Source organism: Pseudomonas synxantha BG33R, from assembly GCF_000263715.2.
GTDB lineage: Bacteria > Pseudomonadota > Gammaproteobacteria > Pseudomonadales > Pseudomonadaceae > Aquipseudomonas > Aquipseudomonas synxantha_A.
This window is the reverse complement of record NZ_CM001514.1, coordinates 5,056,797-5,077,710: the sequence shown is the minus strand read 5'-3', so window position 1 is coordinate 5,077,710 and position 20,914 is coordinate 5,056,797. Positions and strand designations below refer to the sequence as shown.

Here is a 20,914-nt window from a genome sequence, read left to right as displayed (position 1 = left end):
TGATAAAGCGGTGCCTGGACACGCTGAGTGCGGGTAGCACGCGGTCGGGCGGGGCTTGGGTAAGCCGCAGGGATTATAGGAAGGGGGCTAAGGATCCAACAAGGGGCTGGTGAGGATCTATGGCCTGGAACTGGATCAATGTGGGAGCTGGTTGAGCCTGCTGAGGTCAGGCGGCCACCGGCACATGGCTGGTATGCCAGATCAACACCTTGCTCACCCGGTTGTCCTCGGTTTCGAGGATTTCCAGGCGATAGCGGCCGATCTTCAGGCACACCGCGCAATCGGGGATGGTTTCCAGCGCTTCGGTCACCAGGCCGTTGAGGGTCTTGGGGCCGTCGCTGGGCAGGTGCCAGCCCAGGCTTTTGTTCAGTTCGCGGATCGAAGCGGCGCCGTCAATGATGTAGCGGCCATCGGGCTGGGCCTCGATGTGGGGGTTATCCACAGCCTGATCGCTTTCGAATTCGCCGACGATTTCTTCCAGGATATCTTCCAGGGTAACGATGCCCAGCACTTCGCCGTATTCGTCCACTACCATGCCCAGGCGCCGCTGTTGCTTGTGGAAGTTAAGCAGCTGCAGCTGTAGAGGCGTGCTTTCCGGGACGAAGTAGGGTTCGTGACAGGCAGCGAGCAGCGCCTCTTTTGTCAGGCTTGCGTCGGGGAGCAGATGCTGGACCTGGCGCGTGTTGAGCACCGCTTCGACCTGGTTGATATCACTGTGGAACACCGGCAGGCGCGTGCGTTGGGAACTGCGCAGCTGCTCGATGATCTCGTCGATCGAGTCATCCAGGTTGATGCCATCCACTTCACTGCGGGGCACCAGGATGTCGTTGACGGTGATGTTATCCAGCGCGTGGATGCCGGGCATACCGGGCGCACGGTCTTCGTCGGCCTCGGGCGGGGCTTGGTCGTCATGGTCCGGCAGCGGCTCATCACTGTTTTTCACCACGCCGGATTTGCGCGCGAACGGGCGCAGCAGCAACAGGCTGATGCCGTTGAGCAGCCAGGCCAGCGGGTAGAGGATTTTCAGCGGCACGCCCAGCAGGGCGTTACCGAAACCCAACACCGCTTGCGGATGGCGGGTGGCCAGGATGCGAGGCAGGTAGTCGGCGAGAATCAGCAGCAGTGCACAAGAGATCAGCCAACCCAGCCATGGGCCGTTCTGCGCCCAGGCATAGATTGCCAGCAGCGTGCAAAGGATCACCACGGCGGCGCGGCACAGGCTGTTGCACAGGATCAGGCTATGGCGCGGAAAGCTCAGGCGTGCGGCAGCCTTGTCGCCCTGACGGGTACCGGGGCGCAGGGCCAACAGATGCTGTTGTGCTGCTTCGATGGCGGTAAACAGCGCCGCCCATAAAATCAGCAAGGCAATGACGGCGAGCATCGGCTCCAAAGGCAAGTTATCCATGATCGCTGCCCGTCAGATATGCAGGATGTATTCGCGAACCAGCTTGCTGCCGAAATAGGCCAGCATCAGCAGGCAGAACCCGGCCAGGGTCCAGCGGATTGCCTTGTGCCCACGCCAGCCGAGGCGGTTGCGGCCCCACAGCAGCACGCTGAACACCACCCAGGCCAGGCACGCCAGCAGGGTCTTGTGCACCAGGTGCTGGGCGAACAGGTTCTCGACGAACAGCCAGCCGGAAATCAGCGACAGCGACAGCAGGGTCCAGCCGGCCCACAGGAACCCGAACAGCAGGCTTTCCATGGTTTGCAGCGGCGGGAAGTTCTTGATCAGCCCTGAGGGGTGCTTGTGCTTGAGCTGGTGATCCTGCAGCAACAGGAGCAGGGCCTGGAACACCGCGATGGTGAACATGCCGTAGGCGAGGATCGACAACAGGATATGGGCAAGGATGCCGGGCTCCTCATCGATCACCTGTACGGTGCCGGTAGGGGTGAATTGCGCCAGCAATACCGTCAGCATTCCCAGGGGGAATAGCAGCACCAGCAGGTTCTCGACCGGAATGCGGTAGCAGGCCAGCAGCGTCAGTGCGATGACGGCCGCGGCGATCAGGCTGGCGGCGCTGAAAAAGTCCAGGCCCAGGCCCACCGGCGTCATCAGGTGAGTGAACAGGCTGGCGGCATGGGCCAGCAGGGCCAGCACGCCAAGGCCGACGAGCAGACGTTTGTCCGCTTTGGCGCCTTGGGCCAGACGAGTGCCCTGATAGAGAGTCGCAGCGGCATACAGAATGGCGGCGGCGAGGCTGGGTAGCAAACTGGGTGACAAGGGGAGCATAAATCCTGGTAGGCAAGCCCGAAAGGCGTTGAGTTTGGCACACACCTGCGCTGCAAGAAAGACTCCCGGGCCAGACAGCGGGTGTGCATGGACGCAGTCTTCGCTATAATCCGCGACCTGCCCACGCCGCAGGCTCGGCGAGCGCTGTTTTTAATAGCGATTGACCACAGCCTGGGCCGCCATTACCTCGGTCTACCTGCATTTCGATGAGTAGGGCCTGAAAGGATCGCGCATGTTTGAAAACTTGACTGACCGTCTCTCGCAGACGCTGCGCCACGTTACCGGCAAGGCCAAGCTGACCGAGGACAATATTAAAGACACCCTGCGTGAAGTGCGCATGGCGTTGCTGGAAGCCGACGTGGCCTTGCCGGTGGTGAAGGATTTCGTCAACTCGGTCAAAGAGCGCGCGGTCGGCACCGAAGTGTCCCGCAGCCTGACCCCGGGCCAGGCCTTCGTGAAGGTCGTCCAGGCCGAACTCGAAAGCCTGATGGGCGCGGCCAACGAAGACTTGAACCTCAGCGCCGTGCCGCCAGCCGTCGTATTGATGGCCGGCCTGCAAGGCGCGGGTAAGACCACCACCGCCGGCAAGCTGGCGCGCTTCCTTAAAGAGCGCAAGAAGAAATCCGTGATGGTGGTGTCGGCCGACGTGTACCGTCCGGCGGCCATCAAGCAGCTGGAAATGCTCGCGGGCGAAGTGGGTGTGACCTTCTTCCCGTCCGACCTGAGCCAGAAGCCGGTCGACATTGCCAACGCGGCTATTAAAGAAGCCAAGCTCAAGTTCATCGACGTGGTCATCGTCGATACCGCCGGTCGCCTGCACATCGACGAAGAGATGATGGGCGAGATCAAGGCGCTGCATGCCGCGATCAACCCGGTCGAAACCTTGTTCGTGGTCGATGCCATGACCGGTCAGGATGCGGCCAACACCGCCAAGGCCTTTGGTGACGCACTGCCGCTGACCGGCGTGATCCTCACCAAGGTCGACGGTGACGCCCGGGGCGGTGCCGCGCTGTCGGTACGTGCCATTACTGGCAAGCCGATCAAGTTCATCGGTATGGGCGAGAAGAGCGACGCGCTCGAACCGTTCCACCCCGAGCGTATCGCCTCGCGTATCCTCGGCATGGGTGACGTGCTCAGCCTGATCGAACAGGCCGAAGCCACGCTCGACAAGGACAAGGCCGACAAGCTGGCCAAGAAGCTGAAGAAGGGCAAGGGCTTCGACCTCGAAGACTTCCGTGACCAGTTGCAACAGATGAAGAACATGGGCGGCCTCGGCGGCCTGATGGACAAGCTGCCCAACATCGGTGGTGTGAACCTGGCGCAAATGGGCAATGCCCAGGGCGCGGCAGAGAAGCAGTTCAAGCAGATGGAAGCCATCATCAACTCCATGACCCCGGCCGAGCGCCGCGACCCTGAGCTGATCAGCGGTTCGCGCAAACGCCGGATCGCCATGGGTTCCGGTACCCAGGTGCAGGACATCGGTCGCTTGGTCAAGCAGCACAAGCAGATGCAGAAGATGATGAAGAAATTCTCCGCCAAAGGTGGGATGGCCAAGATGATGCGCGGCATGGGCGGTATGTTGCCCGGCGGCGGCATGCCGAAAATGTAAAGTATTCGAGTGGGAGCCCAGCTCCTGCTCCGACCCACAGGGATGTGGGATCTCCAGCAAACCCGCCGTTGGCGGGGGCTGACTCGCCGTTTTAACCGACGGCTCTATAGCAGATCTGAATGGCACGCTGATAGGCGCCAGAAAAAGACATTTGCAAAAGTCCGGATATTCCTTAGAATATGCGGCCTTTCGGGCACCTATGCCCGCTGTGCATTTAGATTTGCAGCACCGACTACAGGAACGATGTTCACATGCTAACAATCCGTCTTGCCCTTGGCGGCTCCAAAAAGCGCCCGTTTTACCACTTGACCGTAACCGACAGCCGCAACCCGCGTGACGGTTCGCACAAGGAACAGGTTGGTTTCTTCAACCCTGTTGCTCGTGGTCAAGAAGTTCGTCTGTCCGTGAACCAAGAGCGCGTAGCCTACTGGCTGAGCGTTGGCGCACAGCCATCCGAGCGCGTTGCAAAACTGTTGAAGGACTCGGCTAAGGCCGCAGCCTGAGCAATATGAACGCGACGCCAGCTGTTGCTGATGATTTGATCGTTATCGGCAAGATTTACTCTGTTCATGGCGTTCGCGGCGAAGTGAAGGTGTATTCCTTTACTGATCCGACTGAAAACCTGTTGCAGTACAAAACCTGGACGCTCAAGCGCGAAGGGAGTGTGAAACAGGTCGAGCTGGTCAGTGGACGCGGGAGCGACAAGTTCCTGGTCGCAAAGCTCAAGGGTCTTGATGATCGTGAAGAAGCTCGTCTTCTGGCCGGTTATGAGATCTGCGTGCCGCGCAACCTGTTCCCTGAATTGACCGACGGCGAGTACTACTGGTACCAGCTGGAAGGTCTGAAGGTTATTGATCAACTCGGGCAATTGCTGGGGAAAATCGATCATCTTCTGGAAACCGGCGCCAATGATGTAATGGTGGTCAAGCCTTGCGCTGGCAGCCTGGATGATCGCGAACGCCTGTTGCCCTATACCGAGCAATGCGTGTTGGCCGTCGACCTGGCAGCGGGCGAGATGAAGGTGGAATGGGACGCGGACTTCTAAGCGTGGCTAATTTGCGCATTGAAGTGATCAGTTTGTTTCCCGAGATGTTTTCCGCCATCAGCGAGTACGGCATCACCAGTCGGGCGGTGAAACAGGGGCTGTTACAGCTCACCTGTTGGAACCCGCGAGACTACACGACGGATCGACATCACACTGTGGACGATCGCCCATTTGGCGGTGGCCCGGGCATGGTGATGAAGATCAAGCCCCTGGAAGATGCATTGGTTCAGGCCAAGGCAGCCGCCGGGGAGAAGGCGAAGGTAATTTACCTGTCCCCTCAAGGCCGTCAGCTGAAACAGGCGGCGGTACGCGAACTGGCGAATGAGGAAAGTTTGATCCTGATTGCCGGTCGCTATGAAGGCATTGACGAGCGTTTTATTGAAGCTCATGTCGATGAAGAGTGGTCGATTGGGGACTATGTATTGTCTGGTGGCGAGCTGCCGGCAATGGTCCTGATAGATGCGGTTACACGACTGCTGCCTGGAGCTTTAGGGCATGTGGACTCTGCGGAGGAGGATTCCTTCACGGATGGTTTGCTGGATTGCCCGCACTACACCCGACCGGAGGTGTATGCGGATCAGCGTGTTCCCGACGTATTGCTAAGTGGCAATCACGCACACATCCGGCGTTGGCGTTTACAGCAGTCCCTTGGTCGGACCTATGAACGACGCGCCGATCTTCTGGAAAGCCGCTCGCTTTCTGGAGAAGAGAAGAAGCTGCTCGAGGAATACATCCTCGCGCGGGACGATAGTTAACAACGTATCGATGGTAGGTCCATTGACTTACCTTAGGAGCACAGCATGACTAACAAAATCATCCTTGCACTCGAAGCAGAGCAGATGACCAAAGAGATCCCTACCTTTGCCCCGGGCGACACCATTGTCGTTCAGGTGAAAGTGAAGGAAGGCGACCGTTCGCGTCTGCAAGCGTTCGAAGGCGTGGTAATCGCCAAGCGTAACCGTGGTGTGAACAGTGCTTTCACTGTTCGTAAAATCTCCAACGGTGTTGGCGTAGAGCGTACTTTCCAGACCTACAGCCCGCAAATCGACAGCATGGCCGTCAAGCGTCGCGGTGACGTACGTAAAGCCAAGCTGTACTACCTGCGTGACCTGTCCGGTAAAGCAGCTCGCATCAAGGAAAAACTGGCTTAAGTCCAGCTTCCCGATGCAGAAAAAAGCAGCCTACGGGCTGCTTTTTTGTGTCTGAAATTTGTCCATTTGCCGGTGTTGACCATGACCACCCGTCTCGAAGAAATCCAGCGCCGCACCGACCTGTCCGTCACCCGCGTGACCAAGGCCGTGTTCCCGCCTACCACCAACCACCACAACACCCTGTTCGGCGGCACCGCCCTGGCATGGATGGACGAAGTGTCGTTCATCGCCGCCACGCGTTTCTGTCGCTTGCCTTTGGTGACGGTCTCCACCGACCGTATCGACTTCAATCACGCAATCCCGGCCGGCTCCATCGTTGAGCTGATCGGCCGGGTGATCAAAGTCGGCAACACCAGCCTCAAGGTTGAAGTGGAAGTGTTTGTCGAGAGCATGAGCGCTGATGGCCGTGAAAAGGCGATCCAGGGCGTGTTCAGCTTTGTCGCGATTGACGCGGACAAACGCCCTGTACCGGTATTGCCTGGGTTTGCCGACTGATTACGTGGCGCTGCCGTTCTCCGGTTGAATCACCGCCAGCAGGGTCCAGCCGGCCACGGGCTTCAAGCTGCTCTCGGGCGTAACCACATGCACCCAGCCGCTGGTGTCCCGGGCAAACAGTAAGGTGGCGCGCTCCCCGTGCAACGCCTGGTACTGCTCCCAGCCAAAGCCGTCGGTGAGGTTGGTGCTATACAGTTCGGCGCCCTGGCCCAACAGGCTGGCCAGTTTGGTATAGCTCAGGGGTTGGCTGCCCAGCAGGTGGCCGCGGTGTTCGTGGCTGGCCTTGTGTTTGTCGGTGCGACGGCTTTCCTGGCTGCTGGCCAGGGCGAACAGACGATGGCCGAAATCATGGCGAAAACGCATGGTCGCCAAGGCGTTCAGCTCGCCGGACGGGGAGAGCGCAAGCAAATGCCCCAGGCCGACCAGATCCAGATGGGACTCGGCATGTTGGGAGGCGGGGTTGCCGAAGTAGGTCGGCAGGCCCTCCATGCGACTGGCGCGGATATTTTCCCAGCTGGAATCCGTCAGCAACACGCGGCTACCCAATTGCTGCAATGCCTTGCCGAGCGCCCGCGCCGGGCCGTTCGCGCCGACGATCAGGAAACCGCTGGGCGCAGGCTCGGCGACTTTCAGCAGGCGCGCCAAGGGGCGCGCCGTGGCACTTTGCAGCACCACGGTGCCGATGATCACCGCGAAGGTCAGCGGCACCAGCAATAACGCGCCTTCATGCCCTGCCTCGTCCAGGCGAATCGCAAAGATCGCCGATACCGCCGCCGCCACAATGCCCCGTGGCGCGATCCAGGCCAGCAGCGCGCGCTCGCGCCAGTTGAGTCCGGAGCCAAAGGTTGAGAGCGCTACGTTCAGTGGGCGTGCAATAAACTGGATGATCACCAGCAGAATCAGCACGAATGGCCCCAGGGCGATCAAGGCATTCAGGTCCAGGCGCGCCGCCAGCAGGATGAACAGCCCGGAAATCAGCAGCACACTGAGGTTTTCCTTGAAGTGCAGGATATGCCTGACATCCACGCCCTTCATATTGGCCATCCACATCCCCATCAGCGTGACCGCCAGCAGGCCGGACTCATGCATCACCTGGTTGGCAGCAATGAAGATGCCCAGCACACCGGCCAGCGTCGCGAGGTTATGCAGGTATTCCGGCAACCACTGCCGGCGCATGATCTGCCCCAGTACCCAGCCGCCGGCGATCCCGAACAAACTGCCGCAGAGGATGACGCCGCCAAAGGTCAGCAGGCTGTGGCTCAAGCCGTCGCCGGAAGCCCGGGCAATGATGAAGCTGTAGACCACCACCGCCAGCAACGCGCCAATCGGGTCGATGACGATGCCTTCCCAGCGCAGGATATTGGCGATGGAGGCTTTGGGGCGTACCACGCGCAGCATCGGCACGATCACGGTCGGGCCCGTTACCAGGGTCAGCGTGCCGAACAGCAGCGCGAGCATCCAGTCAAAACCCAGCAGCCAGTGAGTGGCCAGGGTGATCACTGCCCAGGTCGACAGGGCGCCAACCGTGACCAGGCGATGCACCACGCTGCCGATTTCCTTCCACTCCGAAAGGTGCAGGGTCAGGCTGCCTTCGAACAGGATCAGCGCTACGGCCAGGGACACCAACGGCATCAGCAGGGGGCCGAACATCTCCTGAGGGTCGAGCCAGCCCAGTACCGGCCCCGCCAAAATACCCGTCAATAACAGAAACAGGATCGCCGGCAGCTTGAGCCGCCAGGCCAGCCATTGGCAGCCCAGCGCCGCCACTCCAATACCGCCAAAGGCCAGCAAAATCTGTTGTTCATTCATTGAAGCTTCCTGTTCCTTGAAGTAGCGGGCTATGAAAGACTAGCGGCCCTTGCCACAGTTCACTAAATAATTCGCACAGCTCCCATGCTGCGCCGCTTTGAGTACCCATGCCCGCCATCGACCACCCTTTGATCGACCGTTTCCTCGACGCCCTCTGGCTGGAAAAAGGCCTCTCGGACAACACGCGCCAGGCCTACCGCAGTGATCTGGCCCTGTTCAACGGCTGGTTGCAGGAGAAAAACCTTGAGCTGATCAACGCCGGGCGCGAGCTGATCCTCGATCACCTGGCCTGGCGCCTGGAGCAGAACTACAAGCCGCGCTCCACCGCACGGTTTCTCTCCGGCGTGCGTGGCTTTTATCGCTACCTGCTGCGGGAAAAGCTCATCACGGCCGATCCCACTCTGCAAGTCGATATGCCGCAATTAGGCAGGCCTCTTCCCAAGTCTTTGTCGGAAGCTGACGTGGAGGCTTTGCTGGCTGCGCCGGATCTCAGCGAAGCCATCGGCCAACGTGATCGCGCCATGCTGGAAGTGCTCTACGCCTGCGGCCTGCGCGTGACCGAACTGATCAGCCTGACCCTGGAGCAGGTCAACCTGCGCCAGGGCGTATTGCGCGTGATGGGCAAGGGCAGCAAGGAGCGGCTGGTGCCCATGGGCGAGGAGGCGATTGTGTGGGTCGAGCGCTACATGCGCGATGCGCGCCACGAATTGCTCGGTGGGCGCCCCAGTGATGTGCTGTTCCCCAGCCTGCGCGGCGAGCAGATGACCCGCCAGACCTTCTGGCACCGCATCAAGCACCAGGCCAAAGTGGCTGGAATCGGCAAGGCCCCGTCGCCCCACACCCTGCGCCATGCGTTCGCCACCCATTTGCTCAACCATGGCGCCGATTTGCGCGTGGTACAGATGCTGCTCGGGCACAGCGACTTATCCACAACCCAGATCTACACCCATGTGGCACGCGCCCGTTTGCAGGATATGCACGCCAAGCATCACCCGCGCGGATAAAACCGTCAGAAATGGCCCATTTTACCTGTCGCGGTCTGCCCTCCCGCCCAACTGTGGTAGGCTTTGCCGGTTCGCAAAGGGGACGGCACCCGTTGTGTTCCAGATCAGTATTCTGCTCCCGTCCCTGCCTCTGCCTTCAGGAGTTCCCATGCGCTTGACCCAGATTATTGCCGCCGCAGCCATTGCGTTGGTTTCCACCTTTGCTGTCGCCGATGATGCGGCCGAGCAGACCATTCGCAAGAGCCTGGCCAACCTGGCGCTCGACACCCCGATCGAAAGCATCAGCGCCAGCCCGATGGCCGGCCTGTATGAAGTCAAGCTCAAAGGCAGCCGCGTGCTGTACGCCAGTGCCGATGGCCAGTACATCGTGCAGGGCTACCTGTTCCAGCTCAAGGACGGCAAGCCGGTCAACCTGACCGAGAAGGCCGAGCGCCTGGGCGTGTCCAAGCTGATCAACGGCATCCCGGTGGCTGAAACCGTGGTGTACCCGGCCATCGGCGAGACCAAGACCCACATCACCGTGTTCACCGACACCACCTGCCCGTACTGCCACAAGCTGCACGCCGAGATACCGGCACTGAACAAGCTGGGTGTGGAAGTGCGCTACGTCGCGTTCCCGCGCCAGGGCCTGGGTTCGCCGGGTGACGAGCAGTTGCAGGCCGTATGGTGCTCGGCCGACAAGAAGGCCGCCATGGACAAGATGGTCGACGGCAAGGAAATCAAATCGGCCAAATGCGCCAACCCGGTTTCCAAGCAGTTCGCCCTGGGCCAGTCCATTGGTGTGAACGGTACACCGGCCATCGTTTTGGCCGACGGCCAGGTGATTCCGGGCTACCAGCCGGCGCCGCAAGTTGCCAAACTGGCACTGGGTGCCAAGTAAGCATTAATCGTCGAGCTTTGACGATCATGACCCGCCGAACTGTCGACGGGTCATTAATTGAGAGCCGCAGTTGTGCGGCTGTTTTCACGGCCGACCTAGCGTCGGCCGTTTCATGGGGAGTTCTTCAGTGAAACCGGTCAAAGTAGGCATCTGTGGGTTAGGGACCGTCGGTGGCGGTACCTTCAACGTACTTCAGCGTAACGCTGAAGAAATTTCCCGCCGCGCAGGTCGCGGGATTGAAGTGGCGCAAATTGCCACGCGTTCGCCAAAGCCTCAGTTCGAAACGACCGGTATTGCGATTACCAACGATGTATTCGCCGTGGCCACCAACCCTGAGATCGATATCGTCATCGAGCTGGTAGGCGGCTACACCGTGGCCCGTGAGCTGGTGCTCAAGGCCATCGAGCACGGCAAGCACGTGGTCACCGCCAACAAGGCGCTGATCGCCGTGCACGGCAACGAGATCTTCGCCAAGGCCCGCGAGAAGGGCGTGATCGTGGCGTTCGAAGCCGCGGTGGCCGGCGGTATCCCGGTGATCAAGGCGATCCGTGAGGGCCTGTCTGCCAACCGCATCAACTGGGTGGCCGGCATCATCAACGGCACCGGTAACTTCATCCTCACCGAAATGCGCGAGAAGGGCCGTACCTTCGAAGACGTGCTGGCCGAAGCCCAGGCCCTGGGCTACGCCGAAGCCGACCCGACCTTTGACGTGGAAGGCATCGACGCAGCACACAAGCTGACCATCCTGGCGTCCATCGCCTTTGGTATCCCGCTGCAATTCGACAAAGCCTACACCGAAGGCATCACCAAGCTGACCACCGCCGACGTGAATTACGCCGAAGCCCTGGGCTACCGCATCAAGCATCTGGGCGTGGCGCGCAGCACCCCCGCCGGTATCGAGTTGCGTGTGCACCCGACGCTGATTCCGGCCGACCGCCTGATCGCCAACGTCAACGGCGTGATGAACGCGGTGATGGTCAACGGTGACGCCGCCGGTTCCACCCTGTTCTACGGCGCCGGTGCCGGCATGGAGCCGACCGCTTCGTCGGTGATCGCCGACCTGGTGGACGTGGTTCGCGCCATGACCAGCGACCCGGAAAACCGCGTACCGCACCTGGCCTTCCAGCCGGACTCGCTGTCGGCCCATCCGATCCTGCCGATCGAAGCCTGCGAAAGCGCCTACTACCTGCGCATTCAGGCCCAGGATCACCCCGGCGTGCTGGCCCAGGTCGCCAGCATTCTGTCGGAGCGCGGTATCAACATCGAATCGATCATGCAGAAGGAAGTCGAGGAGCAAAACGGCCAGGTGCCGATGATCCTGCTGACCCATCGCGTGCTCGAGCAGCATATCAACGATGCCATCCACGCCCTCGAAGCCCTGCAAGGTGTGGTCGGCCCGGTGGTGCGCATTCGCGTCGAGCACTTGAACTAACCGATTTGTTCCAGGGGCCCCGCACCTTCGGCGGCCTCTGTTCGAGAATGTTTTAGAGGAGCCAGTCATGCGTTACATCAGCACCCGCGGCCAGGCACCGGCCCTGAATTTCGAAGACGTTCTGCTGGCAGGCCTTGCCACCGACGGCGGCCTGTACGTGCCGGAAAACCTGCCACGCTTCACCCAGGAAGAAATCGCTTCCTGGGCCGGCCTGCCTTACCACGAGCTGGCGTTCCGGGTAATGCGCCCGTTCGTCACCGGCAGCATTCCGGATGCGGACTTCAAGAAGATCCTGGAAGAGACGTACGGCGTGTTTGCCCACAGCGCCATCGCGCCTTTGCGCCAGCTGAACGGCAACGAGTGGGTGCTGGAGCTGTTCCACGGCCCGACCCTGGCGTTCAAGGACTTCGCCCTGCAACTGCTGGGGCGCCTGCTGGACTACGTGCTGGAAAAACGCGGCGAGCGCGTGGTGATCATCGGCGCCACCTCCGGTGATACCGGTTCGGCTGCCATCGAAGGGTGCAAGCACTGCGAAAACGTCGACATCTTCATCCTGCACCCGCACAAGCGCGTGTCGGAGGTGCAACGTCGCCAGATGACCACCATCTTCGGTGAGAACATCCACAACATCGCCATCGAAGGCAACTTCGATGACTGCCAGGAAATGGTCAAGAACAGCTTCGCTGACCAGAGCTTCCTCAAGGGCACACGCCTGGTGGCGGTGAACTCGATCAACTGGGCGCGGATCATGGCCCAGATCGTCTACTACTTCCACGCCTCCCTGCAACTGGGCGGCCCGGCGCGTTCGGTGTCGTTCTCGGTGCCGACCGGAAACTTCGGCGACATCTTCGCCGGTTACCTGGCACGCAACATGGGCCTGCCGATCAATCAGTTGATCGTTGCTACCAACCGCAATGACATCCTGCACCGCTTCATGAGCGGCAACCAGTACGTCAAGGAAACCCTGCACGCCACACTGTCGCCATCCATGGACATCATGGTCTCGTCTAACTTCGAACGCTTGCTGTTCGACATGCACGGTCGCAATGGCGCGGCGCTGGCCGAGCTGATGAGCAGCTTCAAGCAGGGTGGCGGTTTCAGCGTCGAACAAGAACGCTGGACCGAAACCCGCAAGTTGTTCGACTCCCTGGCCGTGGATGATGCGCAGACGTGCGAAACCATTGCCGAGGTCTATGCCCAGACCGGCGAAGTGCTCGACCCCCACACAGCTATCGGCGTGAAAGCTGCGCGCGAATGCCGCCGCAGCCTGGATATTCCGATGGTGATCCTGGGTACCGCGCACCCGGTCAAATTCCCCGAAGCGGTGGAGAAGGCCGGTGTTGGCAAGGCGCTGGAATTGCCGGAGCACCTGGCCGACCTGTTCGCGCGTGAAGAGCGCTGCACCGTGTTGGCTAACGACCTGAAGGCGGTGCAGGCGTTTGTCAGCCAGCATGGCAATCGTGGCAAGCCGCTCTGATGCCCGCAGTTGATCAGATTACATCCGGCAGTTAGCTTTTTTGCAGTCGGCCAAGCCCGTCCTCGTGACGGGCTTTTTTATTTTGGCGAGCCATACTTGTTCCTTCGCCCAATCAAGGAAGCCAAATCGGTGCAGGTTTTGATTCAATGGACAGTGCGGCTGATGTGCATGCTGTGGCTCACCCAACTACCGGTAAGCCTGGCGGCCGTCAGCCTGCCCTTCAAGCTGGTGCCGGCGTTTATCCCGCTTGAGCCTTTGCCCCTGGCGCCCGCAGAGCAGCAGTGGCTGGCGACGCATCGGACGTTGAAGGTGGGCATTTCCATTGATGACTATCAGCCGATCGATATCACCCGCGACCGCAACCGCTACCAGGGTATCAGTGCCGATTACCTGAGCCTGGTCGGCGCGCGCTTGCAGGTGCCGATGCAGGTGCTGGGCTTTGCCGAGCGGGCCCAGGCGGTCGAGGCGCTGCGCAGTGGAGCCATCGATATCCTGACCAGCGCCAACGGCTATGAGCGCGATGTGCCCGGCTTGCAGTTCACCCAGGACTACATGCCCGATCGGTCAGTGGTGGTGCTGCGTCGCGATGAGCTTCAAGAGGACGACCTGGCGGGCAAGAAAGTCGTATTGCTCGATGGCTACGCCAATGTGCACAACGTGCAGGCGGCCTACCCCGATAGCCACATCATGCTCGCGCCCAACCTCTACAGCGGCCTGGAAGCGCTCAAGCAAGGTGATGCCGATGCGTTTATCGGCAATGAAGTGATTGTGCGGGCCTACAAATCGCTGCGGCCTTACCTGGGGTTGCAGATCAAGGAACAAAGCCGGCTGGCGCCCATCGGCTTTGCTTTCGCCACCCGTCAGGCCGACCCATTGCTGGGGGCGATGATGAACCGCGCCTTGGCGAGCATTGACGAGTCGGTGCAGCGGGAGATCCTGGGCCGCTGGACCACAGGGCTCGGTGTCGGCTTCAGGGGTGAGCGCGTTGAATTGTCGGCCTCGGAGCGCACCTGGCTGTTGCAGCATCCCCATGTCGTGGTGGTGGCGCAGCAGATGTCACCTTACATATTCAAGGACAAGGACGGTCACTGGGTGGGTTTGAATGTCGACCTGCTGCACCGCATATCGCGCATGACCGGTTTGCAGTTTGTCTTCGAAGAGGTGCACTCCACCGCGCAAACCCTGGAATGGCTGGAAACCGGCAGGGCGCAGATGAACACCACCCTGGCGTCGAATCAGGAGCGCAGGGCGCTGCTTGACTTCAGTCACGGCTTTGGCGGCTCCGGCTGGGTGTTCGTCGAACGCGCCGATGCCACGCCGCTGACTGGGTTGAAGCAGTTGGAAGGCAAGGTCCTGGCGCTGCCGGCGCGCCATGTGCTGGAGAGTTACATCCGCCAGATGCACCCGCAGATCAAGCTGCGCCTGGTGGACAATTACGCCCAGGCCCGCGAACTGGTGCAACGGGGCGAGGCCGCTGCCACGTTGCAGACCGAGGTGGAGGTCCAGAGTTACTCCCAGGAAGGCTTGCGTATTGGCCGCAGTGTCGACGGCAAGTGGTCATCCAATTGCTTGTCGGTACGCAAGGACCAGCCTGAGCTGCTGAGTATCCTGAACAAGGCCCTGGAAGCCTTGCCGGTGGCCGAGTTGAGCGCACTGCGCCTGCGCTGGATCGGCGCTGTGGCGATCCCCCTACCGGCCTGGCAACGGGTGCCGCCCTGGGCGTATTGGATGGTGGCCACGGCGCTGCTGTTTGTGCTGGTATCGCTGGTGTGGAACAGCCGGCTCAAGCGTCAGATTCGCCAGCGGCTGGAGGCCGAGCAGCGGCTCAATGACCAATTGGCGTTCAAACGTGCGTTACTCGACGGCATGCCCAACCCGCTGTTTGTGCGCGACCTGGCCGGGCGGCTGGTGACCTGCAACAAAAGCTATGAACAGCAACTGGCGACCCGGCTTGAGCTGATTCAGGGGCTGACGCTGATGGAGAGTGGGGTAATGCCCGAGGCCACGGCGGCGCGCCTGCACGCCGGCCATATGGAACAACTGGCCACGCAACAGTCGTTGTTTGTCGATCGCGAGCTGGAGTTCAACGGCGGCAGCTTTCATGTTTACCAGTGGACGGTTCCGTTCTTCGATGCTCAGGGCCGCTTGCAGGGGCTGCTGGGCGGCTGGATCGATATCAACGAACGCAAAGACCTGGAGCACCAACTGATGGATGCCCGCCAGGCTGCCGACGAAGCGAACTACGCCAAAAGTGCATTTCTTTCTGCGCTAAGTCATGAAATTCGCACACCCATGACCGCCATCATCGGTTTGCTCGAGCTGGAGCAGGAACGCTGCCTGGCAAGCGGCCAGCCCGTCTCTGAAGCATTACAGGTGGCCCATCGTTCAGCGCGTGAGCTGATCGCGCTGATGGGCGACAGCCTGGACCTGGCCAAGATCGAGGCCGGTCACCTGCAACTGGTTCCGCAAACCACCGAGTTGAAGGGTTTTTTCGAAGGCATCCAGCGTCTGTTCGAAGCCACGGCGCAAAAAAAGGGCCTGCATTTGACCCTGGCGTTTGATCCTGCGGCCAAGGGCTATTACTGGTTCGATCCGCTGCGTTTACGCCAAGTGATGCACAACCTGCTGGGTAATGCGCTGAAGTTTACCGAGCAGGGTGGGGTGCGGCTCAGCGTCACCTGCCAGCGGGATGAGTCTGATACCGAATACCTGCACCTGTGCGTCGAAGACAGCGGCCCGGGGATCAGCGCCGAACAGCAGCCAAGGTTGTTCAAGCCGTTTACCCAAGTGAGCGCATTGACCGCGGCGGAACATGGCGGCACCGGGCTGGGCCTGAGTATCTGCAAGCAATTGGTGGAGTTGATGGGCGGTCGCATTCACTTGGCAAGCGTGGTGGGTGAGGGCACCGAGGTGTGCATCGACCTGCGCCTTGATCGGGTCAGCACCGACGATGTGCCGGCCACGCCAGCGCCAGCGTTGCCCCCAGCGGGGCGTAGCCTGTCGGTGCTGGTGGTGGATGATTTGGCGGCCAACCGCTTGGTGCTGGCGCAGCAGTTGCAGTTCCTGGGGCATCAGGTGATTGCTCTGGATTCGGCCGAGGCCGCGTTGCAGCGTTGGCGTGAGCAGCGTTTCGACGTGCTGGTGACCGATTGCCAGATGCCGGGTATGTCCGGCTATGCCTTGAGCGAGGCGGTCCGGCGTATCGAAACCGAAGAACAACGGCCCCGTTGTGCGTTGATCGGTTGCACGGCGAACGCGATGAAAGATGAACAAAGACGCTGCGAGGACGCGGGTATGGATGAGCTGCTGGTCAAGCCGGTGACTCTGGAGGATTGGACGCGCGTGCTGGTGCGGGTGGCGCCGCAGCGTTCGTTTGATATCCAGGCCCTGCGTACCATGACCCAGGCTGACGGGCCTGTGCTGCATAGCATGTTGCAAGAACTGGCAAAAAGCCTGGATCACGAGCATGAGGTATTGGCCAGCGCATTGGCCGAGCGTGATGTTGCGCGCTTGAATGCGGCGCTGCATCGGCTCAAGGGTATTTGTTCGCTGGTGGATGCGCTGCCGTTGGCCAAGGCTTGTGTGGTGCTTGAGCAATGCGCGCGGGAGCAGCGTGGGGCTGAGCTTGAGGAGCCGTGGTTGAGGTTGTCTGAGGTGTTGAAGGTGTTTCGTCGCGATTTGCAGCCTTATCTGGACTGACGGCTGATACGCCTCGTTCCAAATGTGGGAAGAGGCCAGCTCCATTGTAGGAGCGAGCTTGCTCGCGAAAACCTCACAGGCTCCGCGTTTATTCAGGAAGCACCCATTATCGTTAACGTTTTTCGCGAGCAAGCTCGCTCCTACAGGGTGACTTATTTCGGACACGTCCTATGGGACGCTTCGCGTCTTATGGCTACTGTGAAGGACTTTTCCCAGTACCGACTTCATGACCCATGCGCTCTCTCAATGTCCTGATCCTCGAAGACAACCCGTTTCAGCTGATGGCACTGCACCAGATGCTCAATGCCAATGGCGTGTTCAATGTACTGACTGCTGAAGATGTCGAAACGGCTCGCCAGTCCCTGGACAGCAAAGGCCCGGTGGATGTCGCCATCTGCGATCTGTACCTGGAGCAGGGCGATGGGCTGGAGTTGATCCGCGAACTGGCCGAGCGCCGTTTGGCTCAAGTGTTGGTACTGCTCAGCAACGCCGAGCCCGATGTGCTCGAAGGCGTGGCGAACATGGCCCGGCAATTGGGCCTCAACGTCCTGGCGTGCTTGCCCAAGCCGGCCTCGGCAACGCTGATCGGGCAGGTGTTGGCCGATTGTCAGCGGCACTTGCGCCCAGGGCCAGCGGTGCTGTCCTGGGAGCGTGTGCGCCAGTTGCTGGGGTTGAGCGCGCGGGAACAACTGCCACCGTCGGCGGACGTCAGCCAAGCCACCATCGCGGCCTGCGGCAGGGTCTGGTACCAACCCATCGTCAGCCAGGCCGGGGTGTTGCAAGGGGTGGAGGCGCTGGCGCGTTGGCAGTTGCCGCACGCTCAATTGCTGCTGCCCGAAGAGTTCCTGCCGGTGTTGGAGTTTGCCGGCATGGAAGAGGCCTTTACCTGGCATGTGCTGGAACAGGCACTTGGCCTGGCCAACCAGGTCATGGGCGAGACCGGCCAGGTGCTGCCGGTGGCGGTGAACATTCCCGGACGTATGCTTGAGCGCACACACTTCCCACAGATATTGCAGGGGCTGCTGCAACTTCACGGCATACCCGCCCATAGCCTCACCCTGGAGCTGGTGGAAACCTCAACGCTGAAAACCGACAGTGCCCACCTCACTGGCTTGTTGCGCCTGCGGATGCTGGGTTGCCAGTTATCCATCGGGGATTTCGGCATGGGCGGCACCAGCTTGCAGCATTTGCTGGAGTTGCCTTTCACTGAACTGAAAATCCCCCCGGCGTTTGCCTGCGGAATGGCCGATGACGATCGCAAGGCGGCTGTGGTGGCGGGGGCCATGAGCATGGCCGCGCGTCTGGATATCGCGGTGGTGGTTACCGGGGTTGAAAGTGCTGCCGACTACCACGCTGTGGGTGAGTTGGGGGCGGCGTGGTTGCAAGGCTGCTTCATTGCCCGGCCGATGGAGGCCGAGGCGCTTAAGCAATGGATTGCGTTCCAGGTTAGGCCAGCCCGTGTTCCTGCACATAAATAAACAGGGCGGCATCATTGGCCAGCCCCAGTTTGCGCATGGCGCTGACTTTTTGCGCACTGACGGTCTGCTTGCTGCGATGCAGATTCGCGGCGATCTGGCCCACCGTCATGCCAGTGGCCAACAGGCGAATCACCTCCAGCTCCCGGGGTGACAACTGTTCTTGGGAGTGCAGGCGATCGGCACCGACTTCTCCGGCCAGGCTCAGCGCCTGGCGAATGGTCTGGGCCACGTAGGTGCGTTGCTGGCGGACCTGACGAATCGCCTGCGGCAGTTCATCGGCCAGGCTGGCCTTGCTCAAAAGGCCCATCACGCCCGATGTCAGAATCGAATGAAACAAACCGGCATTGTTGAGCATGGTGACCACCACAATCGGCAGGTCCGGGTAGTGTCGGCGCAGTTGGTCAATCAGGCGCAACCCGTCGGCATGGGGCTCGGCAGGCATCATAAAGTCGGTCACCAGCACATCGCAGGCACAGTCTTGCAGCAACGCATTGAGGGCCTGCGGCGAGTTGGCCTCCCCGACGATGCTGATGTGCGGGTCACGCTCAAGCACTGCGCGCAGGCCAATCAGGAAAATCGGATGATCGTCGGCAATGACGACGCGCAAAGGTGTTTCAGACGCAGCTCTCAAGGCAGGCTCCCAGGTAATCCAGGGATTCTAGCGTGTGAGCCTGTGTTTTTTCTCTGTCATCTTTTCCGTGCATGCTCGTTTTCCTCAAGCAGTGGATTACACAAAAGGTAGAACTTTCTGCTTTGAGCACGGGTCACTTGAATGTCAGCCTCTTCGTGACATTTTTGTTTTTCGAACCTTTTTCGAATGATTGAGTGGTGATCGAGATGGAAAGTATCCACCTATTGCTCAGTGAAGCACTGAGCCCTTATCAGGTTACGCTGACCACTTCTGGTGTGCGGGAAGACTGCCTGGTAACCGTAAAGAATCCCGGCGGCGCGATTGTGGTCGAGCGCGACGTCGATCGCGCGCAATTGTCCGACAAGCGTGCGCTGGTGGATGTCGCGGATTGCCTGCTTCGCGACGTGAAAATCGCCGAAGGGCGCCTGGAACCCTCGGTCATTGCTGCATTGCGCAATGCTGCCCAAACCCGTGGCGGCGCACTCGCATGAAACATTATTTTTCTTCGGAACCTTCCTACGCGGCGGTCAGTCAGAGTCCGTAACAGCAAGAGCAATCATTGTGCTCCGGTGTTTGTCGCTTGCTGTGCGTGCCTTTTTAAGGCCACGTTTAACCCCGAGTTGTCTCCCCACTGCTCGGGGTTTCTTTTTGCCCGCGATTCTCAGATCGCGCCATTTTCACGCAGACGTGCAATAGCTGCCGCGTCGTAGCCCAGGGCATTGAGCAGCACATTGTTGTGTTCACCCAGCTGCGGGCCCACCCATTCACAACTGCCCGGTGTATCCGAAAGCTTGGGCACGATGCCCGGCATCTTGAAGTCCTTGCCGTCCGGGAGCTGAGCCTTGAGGAACATCTCCCGGGCCAGAAATTGCGGGTCGCCCAGCATGTCTTCGGCGCTGTAGATACGGCTGGCGGGTACTTCAGCCTTGTTCAGTTGCTCAATCACCTCCTCCAGCGGCAGCGAGTTGACCCAGCGGTCGATCACGCCATACAGCTCGTCGCGGCGGCTGTCACGCCCATCGTTGCTGGCCAATTGCGGGTCGTTCGCCAAGTCGTCACGGCCGATGGTCGCCATAAAGCGCTTGAAGATTGCATCGCCATTGGCGCCGATCTGCACATGCTTGCCGTCGGCGCTGGTGTGGATAGAAGACGGTGTAATGCCGGGCATGATGTTGCCGGTACGCTCGCGAATAAATCCGAACACATCGAACTCGGGGATCATGCTTTCCATCATGGCGAAGATGGCTTCGTACAGCGCCACATCCACCACTTGGCCCAACCCGCCGTTGACCTCGCGATGACGCAGCGCCATCAGCGCGCCGATCACCGCCCACAGCGCGGCAATCGAGTCGCCGATGGAGATCCCGGTGCGCACCGGCGGGCGGTCTTCGAAGCCGGTGATATAGCGCAAGCCGCCCATGGATTCACCCACGGCACCAAACCCTGGCTGATCCTTCATCGGCCCGGTCTGGCCGAAGCCCGAGAGGCGCACCATCACCAGCTTGGGGTTCAGAGCGTGCAGGGTTTCCCAGCTCAGGCCGAGTTTTTCCAGCACGCCGGGGCGGAAGTTCTCGATCAGGATGTCGGCGTCGGCCAATAGTTTTTTGAGGATTGCCAGGCCGTCGGGGTGCTTGAGGTTGAGGGTCAGCGACTGCTTGTTACGGGCCTGTACGAACCACCACAGCGAGGTGCCTTCATACAGCTTGCGCCATTTGCGCAGCGGGTCGCCGCCGTCCGGGGATTCGACCTTGATCACCTCGGCACCGAATTCAGCGCAAATGCGTGAGGCAAACGGGCCGGCGATCAGGGTGCCCAGTTCGATGACTTTCAGGCCGTCAAGTGGTTTGGCGTTGAGCGACATGGGGATCCTTACAAGCGCGGGACGATGGTGTCCTGCTTTTTAACATAGGCGAGCCGCCCGGATGCAGCGCAGTATTCGTTGAATGACCTCGCCATCGGTTAGACTGGCCGCCT

General features: G+C 60.5%; 18 protein-coding genes. 13 read left to right on the top strand and 5 right to left on the bottom strand.

The genetic code is table 11. The annotated features are described in order from the left end of the window. Positions 1-166: 166 nt before the first annotated feature. Both PSEBG33_RS05390 and PSEBG33_RS05395 read right to left on the bottom strand, forming a co-directional pair. Positions 167-1,405 carry a transporter associated domain-containing protein gene (locus PSEBG33_RS05390; protein WP_005791125.1) on the bottom strand — a complete coding sequence of 413 codons (1,239 nt, stop codon included), beginning with the start codon at positions 1,403-1,405 and terminating at the stop codon, positions 167-169. Positions 1,406-1,417: 12 nt separating this feature from the next. After that, positions 1,418-2,230, bottom strand: a complete 813-nt coding sequence (locus PSEBG33_RS05395) for a cytochrome C assembly family protein (RefSeq protein WP_003193966.1) — start codon at positions 2,228-2,230, stop codon at positions 1,418-1,420. Between the two features lie 232 nt (positions 2,231-2,462). On the opposite strand from PSEBG33_RS05395, the gene ffh reads away from it, so the two are divergent. The 6 genes from ffh to PSEBG33_RS05425 all read left to right on the top strand — a co-directional run bounded on the left by ffh (position 2,463) and on the right by PSEBG33_RS05425 (position 6,530). Next, positions 2,463-3,839 carry a signal recognition particle protein gene (ffh, locus tag PSEBG33_RS05400; RefSeq protein WP_005791122.1) on the top strand — a complete coding sequence of 459 codons (1,377 nt, stop codon included), beginning with the start codon at positions 2,463-2,465 and terminating at the stop codon, positions 3,837-3,839. Between the two features lie 251 nt (positions 3,840-4,090). Further along, positions 4,091-4,342 (top strand): 30S ribosomal protein S16, encoded by a 252-nt coding sequence (gene rpsP, locus PSEBG33_RS05405; RefSeq protein ID WP_003175899.1) that lies wholly within the window; start codon positions 4,091-4,093, stop codon positions 4,340-4,342. A gap of 5 nt (positions 4,343-4,347) precedes the next feature. Further along, a complete protein-coding gene (gene rimM, locus PSEBG33_RS05410; protein WP_003175898.1) occupies positions 4,348-4,884 on the top strand; it encodes a ribosome maturation factor RimM in 537 nt (178 codons plus the stop codon). Then, a complete protein-coding gene (trmD, locus tag PSEBG33_RS05415; protein WP_173664496.1) occupies positions 4,866-5,639 on the top strand; it encodes a tRNA (guanosine(37)-N1)-methyltransferase TrmD in 774 nt (257 codons plus the stop codon). The genes rimM and trmD overlap by 19 nt, the downstream gene beginning before the upstream one ends. Positions 5,640-5,684: 45 nt before the next feature. Continuing rightward, positions 5,685-6,035, top strand: a complete 351-nt coding sequence (rplS, locus tag PSEBG33_RS05420) for a 50S ribosomal protein L19 (protein WP_003175895.1) — start codon at positions 5,685-5,687, stop codon at positions 6,033-6,035. Between the two features lie 81 nt (positions 6,036-6,116). Next, positions 6,117-6,530: an acyl-CoA thioesterase gene (locus PSEBG33_RS05425; RefSeq protein ID WP_005791095.1), complete on the top strand. Its 414-nt coding sequence runs from the start codon at positions 6,117-6,119 to the stop codon at positions 6,528-6,530. On the opposite strand, the gene PSEBG33_RS05430 is transcribed toward PSEBG33_RS05425, so the two are convergent. Continuing rightward, entirely contained in the window at positions 6,531-8,339 is a 1,809-nt protein-coding gene (locus PSEBG33_RS05430) for a cation:proton antiporter (RefSeq protein WP_005791092.1), read from the bottom strand. Between the two features lie 107 nt (positions 8,340-8,446). Here PSEBG33_RS05430 and xerD point away from each other — a divergent pair, with 107 nt between their 5' ends. From xerD to PSEBG33_RS05460, 6 genes are all read left to right on the top strand, one after another. After that, the gene (xerD, locus tag PSEBG33_RS05435) at positions 8,447-9,343 is read left to right on the top strand and encodes a site-specific tyrosine recombinase XerD (RefSeq protein WP_005791090.1); all 897 of its coding nucleotides are present in this window, start codon (positions 8,447-8,449) and stop codon (positions 9,341-9,343) included. A 148-nt stretch (positions 9,344-9,491) separates the two neighbouring features. Next, a complete protein-coding gene (locus PSEBG33_RS05440) occupies positions 9,492-10,223 on the top strand; it encodes a thioredoxin fold domain-containing protein (RefSeq protein ID WP_005791088.1) in 732 nt (243 codons plus the stop codon). 127 nt (positions 10,224-10,350) lie between these two features. Continuing rightward, entirely contained in the window at positions 10,351-11,655 is a 1,305-nt protein-coding gene (locus PSEBG33_RS05445; RefSeq protein WP_005791086.1) for a homoserine dehydrogenase, read from the top strand. A gap of 67 nt (positions 11,656-11,722) precedes the next feature. Further along, positions 11,723-13,132, top strand: a complete 1,410-nt coding sequence (gene thrC, locus PSEBG33_RS05450; RefSeq protein WP_005791081.1) for a threonine synthase — start codon at positions 11,723-11,725, stop codon at positions 13,130-13,132. Between the two features lie 129 nt (positions 13,133-13,261). After that, on the top strand, positions 13,262-16,831 hold the full coding sequence (locus PSEBG33_RS05455; protein ID WP_005791078.1) for an ATP-binding protein: 3,570 nt from the start codon (positions 13,262-13,264) through the stop codon (positions 16,829-16,831). 233 nt (positions 16,832-17,064) lie between these two features. Beyond that, a complete protein-coding gene (locus PSEBG33_RS05460) occupies positions 17,065-18,309 on the top strand; it encodes an EAL domain-containing protein (RefSeq protein WP_005791075.1) in 1,245 nt (414 codons plus the stop codon). On the opposite strand, the gene PSEBG33_RS05465 is transcribed toward PSEBG33_RS05460, so the two are convergent. Further along, positions 18,278-18,940, bottom strand: coding sequence for a response regulator transcription factor (locus tag PSEBG33_RS05465; protein ID WP_005791073.1), 663 nt, complete (start codon positions 18,938-18,940; stop codon positions 18,278-18,280). The genes PSEBG33_RS05460 and PSEBG33_RS05465 overlap by 32 nt on opposite strands. 206 nt (positions 18,941-19,146) lie before the next feature. Between PSEBG33_RS05465 and PSEBG33_RS05470 the strand changes: the two genes are divergently transcribed. Then, positions 19,147-19,431 carry a DUF3509 domain-containing protein gene (locus PSEBG33_RS05470; protein ID WP_032803962.1) on the top strand — a complete coding sequence of 95 codons (285 nt, stop codon included), beginning with the start codon at positions 19,147-19,149 and terminating at the stop codon, positions 19,429-19,431. Between the two features lie 170 nt (positions 19,432-19,601). Here PSEBG33_RS05470 and PSEBG33_RS05475 read toward each other — a convergent pair whose 3' ends face one another. Next, a complete protein-coding gene (locus PSEBG33_RS05475; RefSeq protein WP_005791068.1) occupies positions 19,602-20,801 on the bottom strand; it encodes a CaiB/BaiF CoA transferase family protein in 1,200 nt (399 codons plus the stop codon). Between the last annotated feature and the right edge of the window lie 113 nt (positions 20,802-20,914).

Excerpts from the sequence above, each read along its gene's own strand:
- trmD (WP_173664496.1), top strand. The coding sequence starts at position 4,866 with ATGGGACGCGGACTTCTAAGCGTGGCTAATTTGCGCATTGAAGTGATC.
- PSEBG33_RS05390 (WP_005791125.1), bottom strand. The coding sequence starts at position 1,405 with ATGGATAACTTGCCTTTGGAGCCGATGCTCGCCGTCATTGCCTTGCTG.
- rpsP (WP_003175899.1), top strand. The coding sequence starts at position 4,091 with ATGCTAACAATCCGTCTTGCCCTTGGCGGCTCCAAAAAGCGCCCGTTT.
- rplS (WP_003175895.1), top strand. The coding sequence starts at position 5,685 with ATGACTAACAAAATCATCCTTGCACTCGAAGCAGAGCAGATGACCAAA.
- PSEBG33_RS05460 (WP_005791075.1), top strand. The coding sequence starts at position 17,065 with ATGCGCTCTCTCAATGTCCTGATCCTCGAAGACAACCCGTTTCAGCTG.
- PSEBG33_RS05475 (WP_005791068.1), bottom strand. The coding sequence starts at position 20,801 with ATGTCGCTCAACGCCAAACCACTTGACGGCCTGAAAGTCATCGAACTG.
- thrC (WP_005791081.1), top strand. The coding sequence starts at position 11,723 with ATGCGTTACATCAGCACCCGCGGCCAGGCACCGGCCCTGAATTTCGAA.
- PSEBG33_RS05470 (WP_032803962.1), top strand. The coding sequence starts at position 19,147 with ATGGAAAGTATCCACCTATTGCTCAGTGAAGCACTGAGCCCTTATCAG.
- rimM (WP_003175898.1), top strand. The coding sequence starts at position 4,348 with ATGAACGCGACGCCAGCTGTTGCTGATGATTTGATCGTTATCGGCAAG.
- PSEBG33_RS05395 (WP_003193966.1), bottom strand. The coding sequence starts at position 2,230 with ATGCTCCCCTTGTCACCCAGTTTGCTACCCAGCCTCGCCGCCGCCATT.
- PSEBG33_RS05425 (WP_005791095.1), top strand. The coding sequence starts at position 6,117 with ATGACCACCCGTCTCGAAGAAATCCAGCGCCGCACCGACCTGTCCGTC.
- xerD (WP_005791090.1), top strand. The coding sequence starts at position 8,447 with ATGCCCGCCATCGACCACCCTTTGATCGACCGTTTCCTCGACGCCCTC.
- ffh (WP_005791122.1), top strand. The coding sequence starts at position 2,463 with ATGTTTGAAAACTTGACTGACCGTCTCTCGCAGACGCTGCGCCACGTT.
- PSEBG33_RS05440 (WP_005791088.1), top strand. The coding sequence starts at position 9,492 with ATGCGCTTGACCCAGATTATTGCCGCCGCAGCCATTGCGTTGGTTTCC.
- PSEBG33_RS05430 (WP_005791092.1), bottom strand. The coding sequence starts at position 8,339 with ATGAATGAACAACAGATTTTGCTGGCCTTTGGCGGTATTGGAGTGGCG.